This is a genomic window from Streptosporangium sp. H16, from assembly GCF_051918855.1.
Taxonomy (GTDB): Bacteria; Actinomycetota; Actinomycetes; order Streptosporangiales; family Streptosporangiaceae; genus Streptosporangium.
Map to the genome: position 1 here is coordinate 59515 of NZ_JBPXMD010000023.1, position 21672 is coordinate 81186.

Here is a 21672-nt window from a genome sequence, read left to right on the forward strand (position 1 = left end):
GATCAGCGGAGGGTCCGTGGCGGGTGGGAAACGGCCTGCCGGCGCACGTGCAGCAGGCGCTGGCCGACCGTGACCGCGCTGGCGGCGGCGAGCAGCCAGAGCCCCGCGGCCAGGATGTACGGCACGCCGAGGCCGCCGAGACCGGCGGAGACCAGGCCGACGACCAGGCGTTCCGGCCGCTCGGCGAGGCCGACGTCGCACGTCATGCCCAGCGCCTCGGCCCTGGCCTTGACGTACGAGACCACCGCCCCCGCGACGAGGCAGAACAGGGCGACCCCCGCAAGCACCCGCTGCCCGCTCAGGACGAACCAGAACACCAGCCCGGAGAAGATGCCCGCGTCGCCCACCCGGTCGAGGGTGGAGTCGAGGAAGGCGCCCCAGGTGCTTCCCGGGCCCGTCATCCTGGCCATCACCCCGTCGAGGAGGTCGGCCAGCACGAAGAAGGTGATCACCAACGTGCCCACGAACAGCTGGCCCCGTGGGTAGAAGAACAGGGCCGCGGCGACGGTGCCGAGCGTGCCGGCGGCGGTGACCGCGTTGGGGCTGATCCCGCGGCGGGTCAGTGCCCTGCCCAGCGGGGTCAAGAGCCTGGTGACGGCGGGGCGCAGAAGTTTCAGCATGGCGCTCCGATCGTAGGCCACCGGGCCTGCGAGCGCGCATCGGCGACGGGGGCGGCGAGCCATGGGAGAACGGCGTTCGCGAGGGCGGCGCGGAGCCGCCGGGACGGCCCGGATGATTAGCGATCAGGTCCGCCTATCGCAAGAGGATCGCCACATCCCTCTTGTGATATTCGCCACATGGGTATTTGGTGAACAGACCGAGTCCGCGCGGTGCGCGAGCTCGGCAGCGGACCCCGGGGGTGTGGCCCCACCAGGCCGCGCCCCTTCGGCAACGACGCGGGAGGCGATGTGGCGGAAAGAGCGACCGGCGGAACAGCGGGAGCCGCGGGGAGGGCACCCGCGGCCGACCAGCCGGGCATGATACGAAACGTCGTGCTGGTCGGCCATTCCGGTGCCGGGAAGACAACACTTGTGGAGGCGCTGCTGGCCGCGACACGGACCGTCCAGCGGCCCGGCAGGGTCGAGGACGGCACGACCGTCAGCGACTTCGACGAGGTCGAGGTGCGCCAGCAACGCTCGGTGAACCTGACCGTGGCCCCCGTGGTCCACAACGACATCAAGATCAATCTGCTGGACACCCCCGGTTACGCCGACTTCGTCGGCGACCTGCGCGCCGGGCTGCGCGGGGCCGACGCGGCGCTGTTCGTCGTCTCGGCCGTCGAGGGCGTGGACGGCCTGACCAGGATGCTCTGGGACGAGTGCGCGGCGGTCGGGATGCCCCGCGCGGTCGTGATCACCAAGATCGACCATCAGCGGGCGAACTTCGAGGACGCCCTCGCCGCCTGCCAGGACGCCTTCGGCGACGGCGTCTCGCCGCTGTACCTGCCGGTGGTGACCAACGGCAAGGTGAACGGCCTGATCGGCCTGCTGAGCCAGAAGTTCTACAACTACGCGACCGGCACCCGGAGCGAGAACTCCCCCGGCCCCGCCTACGCCGACCAGATCGAGGTCTACCGGGGCGCCCTGATCGAGGGCGTCATCCAGGAGAGCGAGGACGAGTCCCTGATGGACCGTTACCTCTCCGGCGAGGAGATCGACACCAAGGCCCTGATCGAGGACCTGGAGAAGGCCGTCGCGCGCGGCGGCTTCTACCCGGTGCTGGCCACGGGGACCGGCGTGGGGGCGCTGGAGGTCCTGGAACTCGTCACCCAGGGGTTCCCCTCCCCGCCCGAGCACCCCATGCCGGAGATCATGTCGATCGACGGCCGGCCCGTCTCCGGCATCACCTGCGACCCCGACGGGCCGCTGGTCGCCGAGGTCATCAAGACCACCAGCGACCCGTACGTGGGCAGGATCAGCCTGGTACGGGTCTTCTCCGGCACGTTGCGCCCGGACATGACGGTGCACGTCTCGGGACACGGCCTGTCCGACCGCGGGCACGAGGACCACGACGTGGACGAGCGCATCGGCGCGCTCTCCTCGCCGCTGGGCAAGCACCAGCGGACGACCGCCAAGTGCGTGGCCGGGGACATCGCGGCGGTGGCCAAGCTGTCGCGCGCGGAGACCGGCGACACCCTGTCGGACCGGGAGAACCCGCTGCTGATGACGGCCTGGACCATGCCGGAGCCGCTGCTGCCCGTGGCGATCCAGCCCCGGTCCAAGGCCGACGACGACAAGCTGGGCCAGGCGCTGCAGCGGCTGGTCGCCGAGGACCCGACGCTCCGGCTGGAGAACAACCCCGAGACCCGCCAGCTCGTGCTGTGGTGCATGGGCGAGGCCCACACCGACGTGCTGCTCGACCGGCTGAGCAGGCGGCACGGCGTGGAGGTGGAGAAGACCGAGCTGCGGGTGCCGCTCAGGGAGACCTTCGGCGGCAGCTGCCAGGCCCTGGGCCGCAACGTCAAGCAGACCGGCGGCCACGGCCAGTTCGCCGTCTGCCACCTGGAGGTCGAGCCCCTGCCGTCCGGCGGCGGCTTCGAGTTCGTGGACAAGATCGTCGGTGGTGTGGTGCCGCGCCAGTTCATCCCCTCGGTGGAGAAGGGGGTGCGCACCCAGATGCAGCGCGGGGTGCTCGCCGGGTATCCCATGGTGGACGTGCGGGTGACGCTGTACGACGGCAAGGCCCACTCGGTCGACTCCTCCGACATGGCGTTCCAGATCGCCGGGGCGCTCGCGCTGAAGGAGGCCGCGGCCAAGGTGCCCACGCTGCTGCTCGAACCGGTCGACGAGGTGTCCATCCTGGTCTCCGACGACCACGTCGGCGCGGTGATGTCCGACCTGTCCTCGCGCCGGGGCCGCGTGCTCGGCACGGAGCCGGTGGGCGTGGGGCGCACCCTGGTCAGGGCCGAGGTGCCCGAGCTGGAGATCACGCGATACTCGATCGATCTGAGATCCATGTCACACGGGACCGGGACGTTCCGGCGGGCCTTCCTGCGCTACGAGCCGCTTCCTTCTCATCTGATGGACAAAGTCACCGGCTGACGGGGCGGTGAGACGTGCGCCGGACGGAGTCCCGCCCCCCGCGGAGCGCGCACCGCCCGGCGCACGTCTCCCAGCATGCACACATGTAACAGAGCCATCACGAAAGGATTTCGTTTTTCCGGTCAGAGCACACCGGCGCTGGTGCCACACTGGGGAACCATGCGATACGGACGCCCTCTTCTGGCCGCTGCCGCCCTCGCCGCCCTGACCACGGGAGCCGCATACACCTTCGGCCCCGACGCCGCGCCCGCCCGGCCGAAGGCCGCGAAGAGCTCGGCGGTCCCGGCCGAGACGGTCGACTCGACGACGGGCGCGACGACCGCCGCCTCCGCGTCGGCCCGGTGCGAGGTGGACGCGAGGTATCCCAAGCGGCAGCTGCGCGGGGTGTGGATCGCCACCGTCAAGAACATCGACTGGCCCTCGCGGACCGGCCTGTCCCCGGCCCGCCAGCGAGCCGAGTACGTCAAGATCCTCGACAACGCGGTCAAGCGGCGGTTCAACGCGGTGTTCGTCCAGGTCCGCCCCGCGTCCGACGCGCTGTACAAGTCGGACCTGGAGCCGTGGTCGCAGTATCTGACCGGTACTGCGGGCAAGGACCCCGGCTGGGACCCGCTGCCCTTCCTCGTCGCCGAGGCCCACCGGCGCGGCCTGGAGTTCCACGCGTGGTTCAACCCCTACCGCGCGTCCGCCGACGGCGACCTGTCCAAGCTGCCCGCCGGGCACCCCGCCCGGCTGCACCCCGAGTGGATCGTGAAATACGGGGATCTGGCCTACTACAACCCCGGCCTTCCCGCGGTCCGCGACTACGTCACCAAGGTCGTCAAGGACGTGGTGACCCGCTACGACGTCGACGGGGTCCACTTCGACGACTACTTCTACCCCTACCCCGTCGCGGGCGCGAAGTTCGCCGACGGCGCCGCCTTCGCCAAGTACGGCAAGGGCACCAAGCTCGCCGACTGGCGCCGCGCCAACGTCAACAAGCTGATCGCGCAGGTCGACAAGACCGTGCACGAGGTCAGGAACAGCGTGAAGTTCGGCGTCAGCCCGTTCGGGATCTGGCGTAACAAGTCCGAGGACCCCACCGGCTCGGCCACCGGCGGCATGTCCGCGTACGACTCCATCTACGCCGACGCCCGCCACTGGATCAAGAAGGGCACGGTCGACTACGTCATCCCCCAGCTGTACTGGCCGCGCGGGTTCAAGATCGCCGACTACGACGTGCTGATGCCCTGGTGGGCGAACGAGGTCAAGGGCACCGGGGTGCAGCTCTACATCGGCCAGGGCCTGTACCGGGTCGGCGCCACCGACACCGCCGCCTGGACCAGGCCCGGTGAGATGTCCTCCCATCTCACGCGCAACCGCAAGTACGGGCAGGTCTCCGGCGACGTCTACTTCAGCGCCAAGCAACTCTCCACCAACCCGCTGGGCGCGCTCGACCGCGTCGTGAAGGACCACTACGGCCGCCCGGCGCTGCTGCCGCTGATGAGGGACCGGGGCGGCCAGGCCCCGGCCAAGCCCGCCGACGTGCGGCTCCAGGGCACCTCGCTGAGCTGGAAGAGCTCCCCGGACGCCCGCTCGTACGCGGTCTACCGGATCGCCTCGGGCAAGCCGGGAGAGTGCGCCACCGCCGACGCCCGCAACCTGGTCGCGATCGTGCCCGCGGTGGCCGGCGACCGCCAGGCCTTCACCGCGGCGGGCGGCGGCACCTACCTCGTCACCGCCCTCGACCGCCTGCAGAACGAGAGCTCGCCCGCCGGGACCTGAGCCCCGCCCGGGGCTCCTCGCGCGGACGGCGGACGAGAACGCCCCCGCGAGGACCCGGGCCCCGGGCGCGGCGGCGACCCGCCGGTCCCCCGGGCGGCTGGACCCGTGGCACGATCTTCCCCTACGGTGCCAGCACTTGGCAGGAGCTGAAGGGGAGGTCGTTCGTGAAGCGGACGCTTGTCGCGTTTGCGATGGTGCTGGGCCTGCTGTGGCCGGGGGCCGCGCACTCCGCCACGCAGGCGGACGGGCGGGTGATGCTGATCGGCGTTCCCGGCCTGCGGTGGAGTGATCTCAGCCCCACCGGCACCCCGAACCTGTGGCAGCTGGCCGGGCTGAGCGCGGTCGGATCCCTGTCGGTCCGCGCGGTGGGCAGGGTGACCTGCCCCTACGACGGATGGCTGACGGTGTCGGCCGGGGTGAGGTCCGCGGTCGGCTACGGCTGCGGGCTTCCCCCGCTGCCCGAGTCCGACCAGGCGGGCGCGATCATCCCCGACTACGGATACCTGCACGACGTCGCCGGCCAGCGCAACGCGGGCGCCCTCGGCGAGGCCGTCCACGCCGCCGGTGACTGCACGCTGGCGATCGGCCCCGGGGCCGCGCTGGCGCTGGCCGACCGCTCGGGCAGGGTCGACGTGTACGCCCCCTCCCCCGCGCAGATCCGCTCCGACGTGCTCACCAGGTGCCGGGTGATGGCCGTCGACGTCGACGACCTGATCCGGCCGTACGTGACCGGCGAGCGGCTGTCGCGGGACGAGGACCGGCTCACCGCGCAGGCACGGGCCGCGGCGCTGCGCCTGGCCGACGCCAAGGCGGGGGCGGTGCTGACCGTGCTGCCCAAGGATGTCAGCGTACTGCTGGCGGGCCTGTCCGACCACGGCGGCAACCCGCACCTGCGGGTGGCCATGATGCGCGACGGAGACGTCTCCGGTCGCTTCCTGGGGGCGGCCTCCACCCACCGCGACGACACCACGATCCTGCCGGACATCACCGCGACGATGCTCTCCCTGACGGGGATCGCGACGCCTCCGGGCGTGATCGGGGTGCCCTGGCAGGCGAGCGAGAGACGCACCGGCGGCACCGAGGCGGCGCGCGTCGAGCTGGAGCGGGCCGACGTGGCCGGGGAGACGATCAGGAACGTGGGCGGGATCTTCTTCACTGCGGTCGCGGTGCTGCAGGTCGCCTTCTACCTGACCGCGTTCCTGCTGCTGCGCCGCAGGCGGGGGCTGACCGGCATCCGGGTGGCCGCGGTGGTGCTGGCCTCGGTGCCCGTGTCGACGTACCTGGTGAACCTCACCCCCTGGCACCACGCGGGATCGCCGGTGCTCGCGCTGGTCGGCGGGATCGCCGGATGCGCGCTGCTGCTGGCCGCGGCGGCGCTGGCGGGGCCCTGGCGCCGGGCGCCGCTCGGGCCGCTGGCGGTGGTGGCCGGGGTGACCGCGACGGTGCTGGCGGGCGACCTGCTGACCGGGACGACCCTGCAGCTCAACAGCGTGATGGGCTACAGCGCCGTGGTCGGGGCCCGCTACTACGGCCTGGGCAACATCCCGTTCGCGCTCTTCGCCACCTCGGTGCTGCTGCTGGCCGCCACGATCGCGCACCGGCTGACGCGCGGGGACCGCGCGGGCGCACCGGCCGCCACCCCGGTGGATCGGCCGGCGCCCGGCGGACCGGCGGGCGGCTCCTTGGCGGAGCAGACGGCACCCGGCGACCGCGCGGGTCCGGCGGGCGACGTCGCGGCGGACCGGCCGGCGGGCGGGAGCCGCGCGAGCGTCGCGGCGGATCGGCCCGCGCGCGGGAGCCGCGCGAGCATCGCGGCCGCCGCCGTCGTGGCGGTGCTGGGCGGCTTCGCGATGATCCTGGGCGGCTGGCCGGGCGTGGGCAGCGACTTCGGCGGGGTGATCGCGTTCGTGCCGGGCATCGCGGTGACCGCGCTGCTGATCGCGGGCAGGCGGGTCTCGATCGTCAAGCTGGGCGCGTTCTGCGTGGCGGGCGGCGTCATCGTGATGTCCATCGCCTACCTCGACTACCTGCGCCCGCCGGGCTCGCAGACGCACCTGGGCCGCTTCGTCGGCCAGGTGTTCACCGGCGAGGCCATGGAGGTGATCGGCCGCAAGCTCGGCGCGATGCTGGGCACCCTGCTCAGCCCCAACCTGATGCCGGTCGTGATCGCCGCGGTGGCGTTCCTCGTCTACGCGCTGCTGCGCCCCGAGCAGGCGACCGCGGGGGTGCTGCCGGCCGCGTTCGCGCACTCCCCCGCGCTGCGGGCCGGGCTGATCGGCACCCTGGTCAGCGGGGTGGTCGGCATGCTGGTCAACGACTCGGGCGCCGCGGTGCTGTCCATGGCGCTGGCGCTCGCCGTGCCGCTGACGCTGTCGGCGGGCATCCGGGCCCTGGACGACGGCGCCTCGCGCTACGACGACCCGGGCCAGGAGCCGGCGAGCAACTCCCTGGTGTCGCGCAGCAGCTGAGGAAGCACCCTGGTCTGGCCGACGACGGGCATGAAGTTGGTGTCGCCGCCCCACCGGGGCACCACGTGCTGGTGCAGGTGGGCGGCGATCCCGGCGCCCGCCACACCGCCCAGGTTCATGCCCACGTTGAAGCCCTGCGCGCCGCTGGCCTTGCGCAGGGCGACCAGCGCCCGCCGGGTGAAGTCGGCGAGCTCGAAGGTCTCGGCCTCGTCCAGGTCCGTGTAGTCCGGCACGTGCCGGTAGGGGCAGACCATCAGGTGGCCGGAGTTGTACGGGTACAGGTTGAGCAGCGCGAAGACCGTCTCACCCCGGGCGATGATCAGACCGTCCTCGTCGCTCATGCGGGGGATCTCGCAGAACGGGCAGCCGTCCTCGGGGCCGGAACCGGTGGGTTTGCTGGCCCCCTTGATGTAGGCCATCCGGTGAGGAGTCCAGAGTCTCTGGAACGCGTCCGGTGTCCCCGCTCCGTGCTGCGCCTCCGGCTCGTTGCTCATGGTCGCCAGCATATTGCCACGCCGATCCCCGCGGTCTTGCGCCTCCCCCGGCGCCGACCCGCCGCCCCGCCGCCCCGCCCGCGCCCTCGCCCGTACCGCCCCACTCGGGACCCCTGTTCGCGCCCTCGCGTGCCGCCGCCCGGGGCCCGGACCGCCCGGATCCGGTGCCGGTACGGATCGGGCGGCGTATGTCACACGGTATTGACGGACGAATACGGCGAATTTCCGGCAGAATCCCCCAAGCACGATCATCGACTGCCGAGGAGCACCCATGACCGACGTCTCCGTCGAGGAGCCGACCGAGGAGACCGCGTCCCCAGCGTCTCCGACGTCTTCCACCTCTTCTGTATCTTCCGTGTCTCCCGTGTCTCCCGCCGAGACGGGCGGCAGGCCCACTCGCCCGTTCTCCCTGTCCCTGTCCCTGTCCGCCGCCACGGAGCCACCGGAGCCGCCGGCGTCGCTTCCGCCGGTCCCGTTCCCCGGCGAGCCGGTCTCCTCCCCGGGGGAGCCCTTCCTGGCCGTGGTCGAGGCGCTCCCCGAGCCCTCCTCACCCGTGTCCGAGGCGCCGGACGACACGCCCCGCCCCACCCTCGCCCGGGCGGTGCCGGCGGCGTCCCCGTCGTCCCCGGTGTCCCCGGTGTCCTCGGCCGTGGTGAAGGGCCGGATCAAGGTGGCCGACGAGGTGGTGGAGAAGGTCGCGGCCCTCGCCACGCTGGAGGTCACGGGCGTCGCCGAGCTGGGGGGCGACGCCGCCCACGCGGTGGAGCCGATGCGCGAGCGCGCGGGCATCGCCAGGCGCGGCCCCCGGGGCGTCAACGCCCACGTGCAGGACCGTACGGCGGCCGTGGACGTGACGATCGTGGCGGAGTACGGGCACGTGGTGATGGACGTGGCCAACGAGGTCAAGACCAACGTGGCCCGGACCATCAGCCGGATGCTGGGCATGCGGGTCGTGGAGGTCAACGTCGACGTGGAGGACGTCCGCATGCCGGGCGAGACCGGCCCCGAAGCTCCCGCCGAGCCGGGAAACGACGCGTAGGACGCCGAGGGCCCCGGCGAAAGGGGCCCGGAAACGACGTACGGGGGGCTTCACGGCCCCCCGTACACCCGTGGGCGGCCTCGGCCGCCCACGGGGAGGTTCTTTAGACCTGGACCCGGCGCTCGATCGCGTCGGCGATCTCGGCGATCGCCTCGTCGACCGGCACCCCGTTCTTCTGCTCGCCGTTGCGGAAGCGGAAGGAGACCGCGCCGTTGGCGATGTCGTCGTCGCCCGCCAGGAGCATGAAGGGCACCTTGGACCGCTGCGCGTTGCGGATCTTCTTCTGCATGCGGTCGTCGGAGGCGTCGACCTCGATCCTGATGCCCCGCTCGCGAGCCTTCTTGGCCAGGTCCTGGAGATAGGGCGCGTGGGCCTCGGCGATCGGGATGCCGACCACCTGGACCGGCGCGAGCCAGGGGGGGAACGCGCCCGCGTAGTGCTCGACCAGGACGCCGAAGAAGCGCTCGATCGAGCCGAACAGCGCCCGGTGGATCATGACGGGCTGCTGCCGGGAGCCGCCGGTCGCCTGGTACTCCAGATCGAATAGCTGCGGCAGGTTGAAGTCGAGCTGGATCGTCGACATCTGCCAGGTCCTGCCGATCGCGTCGCGGGCCTGGACGGAGATCTTCGGCCCGTAGAACGCCGCGCCGCCCGGGTCGAGCACCAGCTCCAGCTTCTCCGACTCGGCGACCTCGCGCAAGGTCTCGGTCGCCTCCTCCCAGTCCTCGTCACTGCCGACGAACTTGACCGGGTCCTTGGTCGACAGCTCCAGGTAGAAGTCCTCGAGACCGTAGTCGCGCAGCAGGTCGAGCACGAAGCGCAGCAGCGACTTCAGCTCGTCGCGCATCTGCTCGCGGGTGCAGTAGATGTGCGCGTCGTCCTGGGTGAGGCCGCGCACCCGGGTCAGGCCGTGCACCACGCCGGACTTCTCGTAGCGGTAGACCGTCCCGAATTCGAACAACCGCAGCGGCAGCTCACGGTAGGAGCGCCCGCGCGACCTGAAGATCAGGTTGTGCATCGGGCAGTTCATCGGCTTGAGGTAGTACTTGGCCCCCTCCAGCTCCATGGGGGGGAACATGCCGTCGGCGTACCAGTCGAGGTGACCGGAGAGCTTGTAGAGCCCCTCCTTGGTGATGTGCGGGGTGTTGACGAAGGAGTATCCCGCCTCCTCGTGCCGCTTGCGCGAGTAGTCCTCCATCACGCGGCGGATCACGCCGCCCTTGGGATGGAAGACCGGCAGGCCCGAGCCCAGCTCGTCGGGGAAGGAGAACAGGTCGAGCTCGGCGCCCAGCTTGCGGTGGTCGCGCTTCTCGGCCTCCTCCAGCAGGTGGAGGTATTCGTCCTGCTTCTCGCGCGACTCCCACGCGGTGCCGTAGATCCGCTGGAGCTGCGGGTTCTTCTCGCTGCCCCGCCAGTAGGCGCCGCCCGAGCGCATCAGCTTGAACGCCGGGATGGACCGGGTGGTCGGCACGTGGGGGCCGCGGCACAGGTCCTTCCAGCGCAGCTCGCCGGTCTTGGCGTCGAGGTTGTCGTAGATGGTCAGCTCAGCGCCGCCCACCTCGACGCTCTCCTCGTCGGCCGCGCCGCCCTTGAGGCCGATCAGCTCCAGCTTGTACGGCTCCGAGGCGAGCTCCTCGGCGGCCTGCTCGTCGGAGACGGGCCTGCGGGAGAAGAGCTGCCCCTGCTTGACGATCTCGCGCATGCGCTTCTCGACGCGCTTGAGGTCGTCGGGGGTGAACGGCTCCTTGACGTCGAAGTCGTAGTAGAAGCCGTTCTCGACCGGCGGGCCGATGCCCAGCCTGGCCTCGGGGAAGATCTCCTGGACGGCCTGGGCCATGACGTGCGCGGTGGAGTGGCGGACGATGGCGCGCCCGTCGGGGCTGCTCGCGGGGACCGGCTCGATCACGTCGCCCTCGGCCACCGGGGCCGCGAGGTCCTTCAGCTCGCCGTTGGCGCGGGCGGCGACCACCGAGCGGCCGTCCGCCTCCAGCGCCTCCCCGTACGTCGTGCCTCCCGCCACCACACGCACGGCTCCGGCGAGGGTGATACGAAGTTCTGGCACGGCGGACACGGTTGCTCCCTGGGAGACGTCGGTGGATGGTCTGGAATCGATGCTACCGGTGTCGGCAACGCGATTTCTCAGGCCTTGCGGCTCCGGCGGTAGCCCAGGGAGGTCAGCTCGGCCCGGGTGCCGCGGAAGACGTTGCGATCGACGGGTTTGTTCGAGTGCTGGTGGATCGTCCACTTGTTCCACGGCCTCGGCACCTCCGGCCGGCCCCGGGGGTGGTCGGGCGCGGCGATCCACAGCGGGTAGGGCTCCAACCCGGCGCAGTTGCCGTTGCGCGCGAACGACAGGAACGTGTAGATCACCGGCCTGACCCCCGACAGCGCGACGATCGCCTGGCACCAACTGCGGGCGAACCGCGCCACCCGGGGCGCCGGGAGGTGGTCGTCGGTCTCCAGGTCGAGCGCGAGCAGGTCCCCCCTGCGCAGCCCACCGGCCCGCTGCACGATCCGCAGGAAGTGCACCGCCTGCGCCTCGGGGTCTCCCGCGGGGCGGGCGAAGTGGTAGGCGCCGCAGACGATCCAGCTCTCGCGCATGCCGTTCCAGTTGGTGCCGAACCACTTGTCGGTGAAGGTGCTCCCCTCGCTCGCCTTGGCGAAGGCGAAGGAGACCCCGCCCCTCGCGTACGCGCCCCAGTTCACGGCGCCCTGCCAGTTCGACACGTCGATCCCCTGCAACATGGCGGCCACGCTAGCCAGCGGGCACCGCGGGCACACCTCCGACGCTCCCTCGGCGTACTGCCATTGCGGCCACTTTGGCTAGGCTTGGTCGGCGTGAACGCAGCAGCCCAGATCTCCGGCGCGCACGCGGCCGGCATCGCGACCATCACCACCGGCGGAACCGTGCTCGACACGTGGTTCCCGTCCCCACAGCTGGGCGAGCCCTCCTCACCGGGCACCAGGCGGCTGACCGAACAGGAGGCGGTCGAGGAGCTCGGTTCCGGGGTCGCCGCGCTGCTCGGCCCCGACGAGGACCGCGGCGTGGAGGTGGTCGCGGTACGCACCGGCATCACCAAGCTGTCGGAGGCACCGGCCGACGCCCACGACGCCTACCTGCGCCTGCACCTGCTGTCGGCGCGCCTCGTCCAGCCGCACGGCCAGAACCTGGACGGGCTGTTCGGCCTGCTCAGCAACGTGGTGTGGACCAACCACGGCCCGTGCGCCGTCGAGGGCTTCGAGGAGGTGCGACTCCGCCTGCGCGCCCGGGGGCAGGTGACCGTCTACGGCGTGGACAAGTTCCCCCGGATGGTCGACTACGTGGTGCCCACCGGGGTCCGGATCGCCGAGGCCGACCGGGTCCGCCTCGGCGCGCACCTGGCGAGCGGCACGACCGTGATGCACGAGGGCTTCGTCAACTTCAACGCCGGGACGCTCGGCACCTCCATGGTCGAGGGCCGTATCTCGGCGGGCGTCGTCGTGGGCGACGGCTCGGACGTCGGCGGCGGCGCCTCGATCATGGGCACCCTGTCCGGCGGCGGCAAGCAGGTCATCTCCATCGGGCGGCGCTGCCTGCTGGGCGCCAACAGCGGCGTCGGCATCTCCCTGGGCGACGACTGCGTCGTGGAGGCGGGCCTGTACGTCACCGCCGGGACCAAGGTGGCCCTGCCCGAGGGGCGGGTGGTCAAGGCGGCCGAGCTCTCCGGCGCCTCCGGCCTGCTGTTCCGCCGCAACTCCACCTCGGGCGCGGTCGAGGCCGTGCCCCGCCGGGGTACGGGCGTGGAGCTCAACAGCACCCTGCACGCCAACGACTGACGACCGCCGCCCACCCGGGAGCGCACCCGTGAGCGCGGTCCGCCGCCCTCGCGGGTGCGCCGGGTCACTCTCCGGGGCACTTGTCCGGGGCGCTGCCGGTCGCTGTCCGGGGCACCGGGGACACCGAGGACGCCGGGGATGCCGAGGACGCCGGGGATGCCGAGGACACCGTCGCGACCGCCGCGCGTGACCCTGGGGCCGTAGGGGCCCGTGGATGTTCGTCCCCGGGCCCCTCAGCTGACAGGGTGGCCTCACGGGCCCCACAGGTCCCGCAGGCCTCATGTCGACGCGGGCGGGCCGGCCCCCTCACCGGCAAGCTCGGGAGCGGGGTCTCCGCGCTGGAAGGATTGAGATGACCGGTCAGGAGATGGCGGGCGACGGCGACAGCACCGCGGGGGCGGCGGCCCGGTGGGTGACCGGGCTGTTCGCGCCGCAGGTGCTGGTCATCGGGCTGCCCCCGCTCGTCGGGCTGATGGCCGACGGCTGGCCTGGCGCGGTCTGGGGCCTGGTGGCCTCGGCCCTGTGCGGCGGGATCCCGGCCCTGGTGATCCTGAACGGGGTCCGTTCCGGGCGCCTCGACTCCCATCATCTGGTCGACCGGGCGAGCCGTACGGTTCCGCTGCTGGTGGCGGTCGCCTCGGTGGTCGTCGCGCTGACGCTGCTGATCCTGCTGGGCGCTCCCCGGCTTCTGGTGGCCACCGTGACCGCGATGCTGGCCGCGCTCGCGGTGACGGTCCCGATCACCCTCTGGTGGAAGATCTCCTTCCACGCGGCCGTGTCGGCGGGCACCGTGGTGGTGCTGGCCCACGTGCTGCCCGCCGTGCCCACGCTGGTCGCGGGCGCGCTGGTCGTGGCGATGGTGTGCTGGGCACGGGTCAGGCTCACCCACCACACGCCCGCCCAGGTCGCCGCCGGGGCCGTCACCGGCGCGGGGACGGCCTGGGCGGCCCTGAGCGCCTTCGGCGTCTGAGCGGGGCGGGCCCTCCCTCGGAGGGGAGGCCGTCGCGCGGCAAGGATCCGCGGACGCGGTGGCGGCAGGACCCTCAGAGAAGGCTCTTGAGGAATTCCCTCGTCCGGGTGCTCCTGGAGAACTCGGCGGCGACGAAGTCGGTGACCCCGGCCTTGGCGAGCGTCTCGATCCGCGCCGACACCTCGTCCTCGTCGCCGACGATCGCCACGTCCGCCGGGCCCTCGGCGCCCTCCCTGTCGAGCATCGCCCGGTACGACGGCAACCGGCCGTAGATCTCGAACCGCTCGGCGGCCAGCGCCCTGGCCGCCTCGGCGTCGTCGGTGACGCAGACGGGCAGCGCGCACACGATCCTCGGCCCGGGCCGCCCGGCGGCCCGGGCGGCCTCGGTGACGGCGGGCGCCACGTGCTCGGCCACCGTCCTGGCACCGGTCATCCACAGCACGGTGCCGTCGGCCACCTCCCCGGCCAGTCTGAGCATTCTCGGGGCGAGGGCGGCGATGAGCACGGGCATGTCCCTCGGCCCCGGCGTGTTCAGCCCCAGCCGTCCCGTGAGGGTCTCCCCCTCGAAGGCCGCGTTCTCCCCGCGCGCGAGCGGCATCAGGATCGACAGGTACTCGCGCATGTGGCGGGCGGGCCGCTCGAAGCTCATGCCGTACATGCCCTCGATCACGATCTGGTGCGAGAGCCCGATGCCGAGGGCGAGCCGCCCGTCGAGGGCGGCGTTGACGGTGAGCGCCTGCTGGGCGAGGGCCGCCGGGTGGCGCGGGTAGGTCGGGACGACGGCGGTGCCGAGCTCGATCCCGGGCACCTGGCTTCCGGCCACGGCGAGCGCGGTCAGAGCGTCGAGGTCGAACGTGTGGGACATCCAGACGGAGGAGAAGCCGTCATCGGCCCCGCGGGCGATCCGCTCCCGCAGGTCGCCGAACGCGTCCGGTTTCTGGGAGCCGCTGAGGAACAGTCCGAATCGCATCGCTACCGAACTCCATTCTAGTAATGTCCGCCCAGTCTAGATCGATCGCGGGAATCACACAGCGGTGCGGGCGCGGCGAATCGCGGGCACGCGGCAACCCCCGGGAACGCAATGGGAGAACGGGACCGGAGAACGGAAGAACGGGACGGGAACACGGGAGAACACGGCGGGAGCACGACAGAAGAGCCCGGAAGCCTCAGGGCAGCTGGAGGCTCAGGAAGCTCAGAGCAGCTCAAGAGGTTCAGAGCAGCCCAGGAGACTCAGGGACAGCCCAGAAGGCTCAGGGCAGCTCGGTGAACCGCTCCACCTGCTCGATCTTGCCCGCGATGACGATCACGTCCCCGTACCCCAGCACGGTTCCGGCGTCGGCGTAGGTGAACTCGTCGTACTGGCCCTTCACGCAGACCACGGTCACGCCGTACTTGCGCCGCAGGTTGGACTCGCCCAGGGGCACGCCGACGTACTCGCGGGGCGGGCGGGTCTTGACCACCGCGTAGTCGCCGTCCACCTCCATGTAGTCGAGCATCCGCCCGTTGAGCAGGTGGGCGAGCCGCTCCCCCATGTCGTGCTCGGGGAGGATCACGTGGTGGGCGCCGACCCGCTCCAGGATCCGGCCGTGCTCGCGGCTGACCGCCTTGGCCCAGACGTCCTCGATCTCCAGCTCGACGAGCAGGGACGTGGTGAGGATGCTGGACTCCAGGTCGGTGCCGATGGCGACCACCGCCCGGTAGAAGTCGGGCACCCCCATCTGCCGCAGCGCCTCGATGTCGGTGGAATCGGCGACGACGACGTGGGTGAGCTTTCCCGCCAGGCTCTGCACCACCTTGGGGCGGCTGTCGATGGCCAGCACCTCGGTGCCCCTGCGGAACAGCTCGACGGCCAGGGAGCTGCCGAAACGGCCGAGCCCGACGACCACCACCGGATCGTTCCTTCTGTCAGCCAACGATCGTCCTCTTTCGGGAGTCCGCAGCCACGGGGGGATCCGCCAACGCGAGAAGCCCGGAGGCGGACGACAGCCTCCAGGCTCCTATATGCGTCTCACTGCGCGGGCCATCAGGCCCGAATTCGCCCGATTCTACCTCAGGGGAACTCCAGAAGGGCTTCCTCTCCGCCACCGGATTCCCGGCCGGATCCCGCGAGGGTGTCGAGGACCTGCTGACCGTACTTGGCCAGCTTGTTCTCCCCGATCCCGCTGATCGTGCCCAGCTCGGCCAGCGACGAGGGGACCCTGGTCGCGATCTCGCGCAGGGTCGCGTCGTGGAAGATCACGTACGCGGGCACGCCCTGCTCCTTCGCGGTGGCTCCACGCCAGGCGCGCAGCAGCTCGAACACCGGCATCGCCTCCTCCGGCATCTCGACGGGCTCGGCCCGGCGCGAGGTGGAGGACGCCGACGACCCCGAGGATCTCGCGGCTCTGGCGGCCCTGGGCGCCTTCTCCGGCTCGCGCCGCAGCGGGACCTGGCGTTTGCGGCCCAGGACCTCCGCGCTCGCCTCGGTCAGCACGAGCGTGCCGTAGTCGCCCTCGACGGCGAGCAGCCCCTGGGCCAGCAGCTGGCGCACCACGCCGCGCCACTCGGCCTCGCTCAGCTCCGTGCCGATGCCGAACACCGTCAGGCCGTCGTGGTCGTGCTGGATGACCTTGGCCGTCTTCCTGCCGAGGAGGATGTCGATGATCTGGCCGGCGCCGAACTTCTGGCGGCGCTCGCGCATGAGCCGGAACACGGTCGACAGGACCTTCTGCGCGGCGACCGTACCGTCCCACGACTCCGGCGGCGACAGGCAGGTGTCGCAGTTGCCGCAGGCGGTGCCCTGCTGGCCGAAGTAGGCGAGCAGCCGCGCGCGGCGGCACTCGACCGCCTCGCACAGGGCGAGCATGGCGTCCAGATGGGCGGCGAGGCGGCGGCGGTGGGCGTCGTCGCCCTCGGAGGTGTCGATCATCTTGCGCTGCTGCACGACATCCTGGAGGCCGTAGGCGAGCCACGCGGTGGAGGGCAGGCCGTCACGCCCGGCCCTGCCGGTCTCCTGGTAGTAGCCCTCGACGGACTTGGGCAGGTCGAGGTGGGCGACGAAGCGCACGTCGGGCTTGTCGATCCCCATGCCGAACGCGATGGTGGCGACCATGACGAGGCCGTCCTCGCGCAGGAAGCGCGCCTGGTTGGCCGCGCGGACCCGGGCGTCGAGCCCCGCGTGGTAGGGCAGCGCCTCGATGCCGTTCTGCACCAGGAACTCGGCGATCTTCTCGACCGAGTTGCGCGACAGGCAGTAGACGATGCCCGCGTCCCCGGCGTGCTCGGTGCGCAGCAGCTCCAGCAGCTGCCGCTTGGGCTCGTTCTTGGGGGCGATGCGGTATTGGATGTTGGGGCGGTCGAAGCTCGCCACGAAGTGGCGGGCCCCCTCCAGGTTCAGGCGGGAGGCGATCTCGGCGTGGGTGGCCTCGGTGGCCGTCGCGGTCAGCGCGATGCGCGGCACGTCCGGCCAGCGCTCGTGCAGCGCGGACAGGGCGAGGTAGTCGGGCCGGAAGTCGTGCCCCCACTGGGCCACGCAGTGCGCCTCGTCGATGGCGAACAGCGAGATCACCCCGCTGTCGAGCAGGCGCAGCGTGGCGTCGACCCGCAGGCGCTCCGGCGCCAGATAGAGCAGGTCCAGCTCGCCGGACAGGAAGGCCGACTCGACGGCGCGGCGCTCCTCGAAGTCCTGGGTGGAGTTGAGGAACCCGGCCCGCACGCCGAGCGCGGTCAGGGCGTCGACCTGGTCCTGCATGAGCGCGATGAGCGGTGAGATCACCACTCCGGTGCCCTTCCGCACGAGGGCCGGGATCTGGTAGCACAGCGACTTGCCGCCGCCGGTCGGCATGAGCACGAGGGCGTCGCCGCCGGACACGACGTGCTCGATGATCTCCTGCTGGCCCGCCCGGAACGAGTCGTAGCCGAAGACGCGCTGCAGGACCCGCGACGCGTCGCTCACCTCGGGGCCGTTCTCGGGGGAAGCCATCGGGACATTGTACGAGGATCTTCCTGCTGGTCGGCGGCGAACAGGCAGGAAGCACGGACGTCGCCCGAGGCCGTCCGGGGCGGTCCGGGGCCGTGTGGAACCCGGGCACCCGCGCCGGGCGGACCGTACCGGGCCGTGCGGGACCCGGACACCGGGGTCCGGCGGGGCCCGTGCGGGACCTGCGGAGGCTGGGCGGAGACCGGGCACCCGCGCCTGACGAGGGACGGAACGGGAGAAGTGCCGCCGGGAGGGTCGGACCTCCCGGCGGCACCGGCACCGCGGTTCTCCCGCGGTCTTTCTACGAGATCACGAGATCACGGGTTGACGGTGATCGTGAAGGTCGACGTCGTGTTCTTGATGTTCTGGAAGTTGTTGCTCATCTGGAGGTTGTTGAACGTGGCCGAGCCGACCGCCGGGCCCTGACCGGGCTCGGGCATCTCGTTGGCCCAGACGGCCCAGCCGGACTTGGCGTCGAAGGCGTCGCCGCTCTTCCTCGCACCGGTGATCGAGACGTTCGTGAAGATCGTGTCGGTGACCGGGTTCTGCGGCTGGCCTCCGGAGTAGTTGGTCTGGAACATGATGCCGCCGTAGGTCGGGTCCACGATGTCCACGTTGTTGACGCGGATGCCCTGGAAGACCTTGGAGGCGGAGAAGACCCAGATCGCCGGGAAGACCTGCTGTCCCCAGAAGTGACCGCCGGCCCGGACGATCGAGATGTTCTCGAACCTGGTGGGCGGGCTGGCGCCGAAGCCGTTCATCGGGTAACCGAAGTCCAGCGAGCTGATCGTGATGCCGGAGTAGACCAGCGTGTCGGCGATGTAGATGTTCCTGAAGACGTTGTCGTACCCGCCGTAGACCGCGACGCCCGCGGCCCGCCAGGTCAGGATGGACGTCAGGTTCTCGTAGACGTTGCCCTTCATGTCGGCGCCGCCGGCGTCGATGGCCGAGAACAGCGCGAAGCTGTCGTCACCGGTGGCGCGGGCCTCGTTGTTGCTGACGAGGTTGTCCGTGCTGCCGTTGGTCATGTTGATGCCGTCGGCGAACATGTTGCGGATGCGGGAGTTCTTGATCGTCACCCGGTCGGTGTTGGCGCCCCAGTAGAGGCAGACCATGTGCTCGTTCCAGATGTTGTCGATCACCACGTCGGCGACGTTGGCGAAGTCGAACACCTTGCCCGGGCCGTCGATGCGCGAGGTGTAGTTGCCGAAGTAGGCGAAGTTCGCGAAGGACGAGCCGTTCGCGCTGGCCTCGGCGCGGAAGCCGACGTCGGTGTTGTCCTGGCTGTCGGGCGCCCGGAACTGGGTGTACCAGGGGCCGGCGCCGACCACCTTGACGGCCTTGCCGTAGACCTGGAACTTGCTGGACGTCTGGTAGGTGCCCGCCGGCAGGTAGACGCCGACCAGGTTGCCGGTGTTGTCCATCCGCACCCGGTCAAGGGCGTTCTGCACGTCCTGGTGGGTGAAGCCGGCGGGGGTCGTGTACCTGGCGGGGTCGGGGTTCGCGATCGGCGAGACCTGCTCGGTGTTGATGAAGTCGATCGCGTACGTCGTGCTGTTGGCGGGGTCCTTCTGGAGCCTGATCTTGCTGCCGGCCGGGACGGTGGCCCCGAGCATGACGTTGGCCTCGTCGTAGATGTGACGCGGGCCGCCGGAGCCGGGCGAGTTGTTGGGACCGGCCTCGGGGCCGTACAGCCAGGCGTACCTGGACGTCAGGTTGATGGGCTTGAGGAAGGTGCCGTTGACGTAGACGTTCAGCGTCGAGTCGATGCCGCCGCCGCCCGGGGCGTCGGGGATGGAGAAGCGGGTGACCAGTGTGTTGGTGCTGGCCTTGGTGGTGAACTCGACGTAGCTGCCCGTGCTGTTCAGCGTCACGGCCCTGCGGCCGGACGCCTCACCCGCCACGTGGCCGATCTCGCGGTTGGGACCGACCACGGCCGCCCCGCCGCCGACGACGGCGTCCTCGGCCTCGTACATGTCGTACGGCATGTTGGCGCCGCGGCCGACGAAGAACGGCTGGGTGCTGGTGTTGTTGGCCCGCTTGACCGGGAGCTCGTTGGCGTCGTCGGCGAGGACCGTCCTGACGGTGAACTTGCCGTTGACCGCCGTCCAGGTGCCCAGGTTCACCGGGCCGGTGGTGGCACCCGGCGCGATCACGCCGCTGTGGGAGCCGGTCAGGGTGCGGACGACGGTGCCCGACTCGTTGAGGACGTTCAGCGTGATGCCGTGGGCGCCGCTCGCGGAGGCCAGGGTGCCCTGGTTCCTGATCGCCACGGAGAAGGTGACGACGGCGCCGTTGGACGGGTTGCCGGGGGTCCAGCTGGTCGTGGCGACCAGGTCGGAGGTGCTGACCGGCGTGACCACGAGCGGGGAGGAGCTCGCGAAGGCGTTGTTCGACTCGTTCTGCTCGATGACGCTGTTGGCCTCGTCGACCTTGGCGCTCAGCGCGTAGCTGCCCGCGTCACGCGGACCGGCGACGGCCGACACCGTGGCGGACGCCCCGGCGGCCAGCGCGCCGACCGCGGCGGTGCCGACCTTGGTGGTGCCCAGGTAGAAGTCGACGTTCGTCGCGCCGGAGGCCGCCGAGCCGGCGTTGCGCACCGTGGCCGAGAGCGTGACGGAGGCGGTCTCGACAGGAGAGGCGGGGGACGCGGTCAGAGCGGTGATCGTCAGGTCCGGGTTCGGCGCCGGGGTGCCGATGACCTGGAACTCGGCGACCTGCCCGGCGGGGGCGCCGGTGTTCGAGGTGATCCTGAGCTGGACGTCGGCGTAGGCGCCGCTGACCGGGATCGTCACCGTGTTGCCGGAGGCGGGGTCGAAGGTGTGGTTCGCCGCCGCGGCCAGGCTGGTGAAGGTGGACGAGCTCTGCGCGCGGCCGAGGACCTGGATGTTCTGCGTGCGCGTTCCCCAGGCGCTGTCGGGGTTCAGCTTCAGCACGACCGAGCTGAGGGTGGCGTTCGCCCCGAGGCTGACGGTCAGCGTGTTGGGGTAGCTGCCGCCGTTGCCCTCCCAGTAGGTCGCCGTGTTGTTGTCGTTGGCGTTGGTGGCCACGAAGGTGAAGACCGAGGAGGAGGCGGTGATCGCCTTGCCGACGGCCAGGTTCGTCCCGGTCGGGGTGCTGCCCTGGCGGGTGACGGTGTTGCTGTTGCCCGACTGGTTGCCCGCGGCGTCCTTGGCCTTGACGTAGTAGGACACCGTCGCGGTGGCCGGCTGGGTGTCGGTGTAGGTCAGGACGTTGCCCGCCACGCTGCCGCGCAGGGCGTTGTTGGCGTAGATGTCGTAACCGGTCACGCCGACGGTGTCGGTCGAGGCGTTCCAGGTCAGCCTGATCTGGCCCGAGCCCGGCTCGGTGTAGGCCAGGTTCGACGGCGTGCTCGGCGGCGTCGTGTCACCGCCGCCGGTGGGGCCGTACACCTCGAACTCGGAGAGCTGACCGGCGGGCCAGCCCGTGTTGGCGGTGAGGTTCAGCCGCAGGTAGCGGGCGCTGGTCGCGGTGAAGTTGATCGTCACCGTGTTGCCGGTCGCCGGGTTGAAGGTGTAGCCGGCCGAGCCCACGACGGTCGTGGTGGGCGTGGCGCTCGTACCCGCCAGCACCGACAACGTCTGCGTCCTGGTCTCCCAGGCCGTCGCGGGCGGCAGCTTCAGGACGACCTGGTTGACGCTGGCTGCGGCTCCGAGGTCCACCTGCACCCACTGCGGGAAGGCGTTGTTGCCGCTCTCCCAGTAGGTGGTGGCGTTGCCGTCGGTGACGTTGCCCGCGCCGTAGGGGGCGTTGACACTGCTGGACGAGGCCGACTTGCCCGCCGCCAGGTTGGGGCCGGCGGCCGCCGAGGCCGGTGCGACGACCGCCCCGGCCAGAGCGAGCAGGCTGGTCGCGGCCATCGCCGCCATCAGCCGTAACGCCAGGTACTGCTTTCTCATCGCGTTCCTCTATCTCTCGTCTGGAACGACAGGGTCGAAAGGGAGGCCGTGGCCTCCGTCACGCGACGCGCTCGGCACCCGGGAGTGCCTCGCCCACGAGGTGCGGATCCCCGGCCCGCTTCTTCCGGGTCCCCGGAGTCCGGCGGGCGGGCCGGCCGGGTGGTCTGTGCGGGCCGATCCGCGTGCCGTGCCTCGTTCGTCG

Annotated in this window: 14 protein-coding genes; 6 read left to right on the top strand and 8 right to left on the bottom strand. The window is 71.3% G+C overall.

Features of this window, described 5'->3' with window-relative positions; genetic code table 11:
- Positions 1-2 precede the first annotated feature (2 nt).
- Positions 3-620, bottom strand: a complete 618-nt coding sequence (pgsA, locus tag ACTOQ2_RS31370) for a phosphatidylinositol phosphate synthase (RefSeq protein ID WP_440069863.1) — start codon at positions 618-620, stop codon at positions 3-5.
- A gap of 288 nt (positions 621-908) precedes the next feature.
- Here pgsA and ACTOQ2_RS31375 point away from each other — a divergent pair, with 288 nt between their 5' ends.
- The 3 genes from ACTOQ2_RS31375 (at position 909) to ACTOQ2_RS31385 (ending at position 7273) form a co-directional block, all read left to right on the top strand.
- Positions 909-3041 carry an elongation factor G-like protein EF-G2 gene (locus ACTOQ2_RS31375; protein ID WP_440069865.1) on the top strand — a complete coding sequence of 711 codons (2133 nt, stop codon included), beginning with the start codon at positions 909-911 and terminating at the stop codon, positions 3039-3041.
- A gap of 159 nt (positions 3042-3200) precedes the next feature.
- Entirely contained in the window at positions 3201-4805 is a 1605-nt protein-coding gene (locus ACTOQ2_RS31380) for a glycoside hydrolase family 10 protein (RefSeq protein WP_440104442.1), read from the top strand.
- A gap of 164 nt (positions 4806-4969) precedes the next feature.
- Positions 4970-7273, top strand: a complete 2304-nt coding sequence (locus tag ACTOQ2_RS31385) for a hypothetical protein (RefSeq protein WP_440104443.1) — start codon at positions 4970-4972, stop codon at positions 7271-7273.
- Here the strand turns inward: ACTOQ2_RS31385 and ACTOQ2_RS31390 are convergent.
- A complete protein-coding gene (locus tag ACTOQ2_RS31390) occupies positions 7216-7767 on the bottom strand; it encodes an HIT family protein (protein ID WP_440104444.1) in 552 nt (183 codons plus the stop codon). The genes ACTOQ2_RS31385 and ACTOQ2_RS31390 overlap by 58 nt on opposite strands.
- A gap of 364 nt (positions 7768-8131) precedes the next feature.
- Between ACTOQ2_RS31390 and ACTOQ2_RS31395 the strand changes: the two genes are divergently transcribed.
- Positions 8132-8806, top strand: a complete 675-nt coding sequence (locus tag ACTOQ2_RS31395; RefSeq protein WP_440104445.1) for an Asp23/Gls24 family envelope stress response protein — start codon at positions 8132-8134, stop codon at positions 8804-8806.
- Between the two features lie 103 nt (positions 8807-8909).
- On the opposite strand, the gene thrS is transcribed toward ACTOQ2_RS31395, so the two are convergent.
- Positions 8910-10877, bottom strand: coding sequence for a threonine--tRNA ligase (gene thrS, locus ACTOQ2_RS31400; RefSeq protein WP_440104446.1), 1968 nt, complete (start codon positions 10875-10877; stop codon positions 8910-8912).
- Positions 10878-10945: 68 nt separating this feature from the next.
- A complete protein-coding gene (locus ACTOQ2_RS31405; RefSeq protein WP_440086409.1) occupies positions 10946-11551 on the bottom strand; it encodes a glycoside hydrolase family 25 protein in 606 nt (201 codons plus the stop codon).
- Positions 11552-11644: 93 nt separating this feature from the next.
- Between ACTOQ2_RS31405 and dapD the strand changes: the two genes are divergently transcribed.
- Together dapD and ACTOQ2_RS31415 are read left to right on the top strand one after the other, a co-directional pair.
- On the top strand, positions 11645-12622 hold the full coding sequence (gene dapD / locus ACTOQ2_RS31410; protein WP_440069879.1) for a 2,3,4,5-tetrahydropyridine-2,6-dicarboxylate N-succinyltransferase: 978 nt from the start codon (positions 11645-11647) through the stop codon (positions 12620-12622).
- Positions 12623-12974: 352 nt separating this feature from the next.
- Complete coding sequence (locus ACTOQ2_RS31415) at positions 12975-13592, top strand: hypothetical protein (RefSeq protein ID WP_440104447.1); 618 nt, start codon at positions 12975-12977, stop codon at positions 13590-13592.
- Between the two features lie 73 nt (positions 13593-13665).
- Here the strand turns inward: ACTOQ2_RS31415 and ACTOQ2_RS31420 are convergent, their stop codons facing one another.
- The 4 genes from ACTOQ2_RS31420 to ACTOQ2_RS31435 all read right to left on the bottom strand — a co-directional run bounded on the left by ACTOQ2_RS31420 (position 13666) and on the right by ACTOQ2_RS31435 (position 21470).
- Positions 13666-14562: an LLM class F420-dependent oxidoreductase gene (locus tag ACTOQ2_RS31420; protein ID WP_440104448.1), complete on the bottom strand. Its 897-nt coding sequence runs from the start codon at positions 14560-14562 to the stop codon at positions 13666-13668.
- A gap of 280 nt (positions 14563-14842) precedes the next feature.
- Complete coding sequence (locus tag ACTOQ2_RS31425; protein WP_440069884.1) at positions 14843-15505, bottom strand: potassium channel family protein; 663 nt, start codon at positions 15503-15505, stop codon at positions 14843-14845.
- Between the two features lie 137 nt (positions 15506-15642).
- Positions 15643-17553 carry a DNA helicase RecQ gene (gene recQ / locus ACTOQ2_RS31430; protein WP_440104450.1) on the bottom strand — a complete coding sequence of 637 codons (1911 nt, stop codon included), beginning with the start codon at positions 17551-17553 and terminating at the stop codon, positions 15643-15645.
- Positions 17554-17867: 314 nt separating this feature from the next.
- Positions 17868-21470, bottom strand: coding sequence for a galactose-binding domain-containing protein (locus ACTOQ2_RS31435; protein WP_440104451.1), 3603 nt, complete (start codon positions 21468-21470; stop codon positions 17868-17870).
- Between the last annotated feature and the right edge of the window lie 202 nt (positions 21471-21672).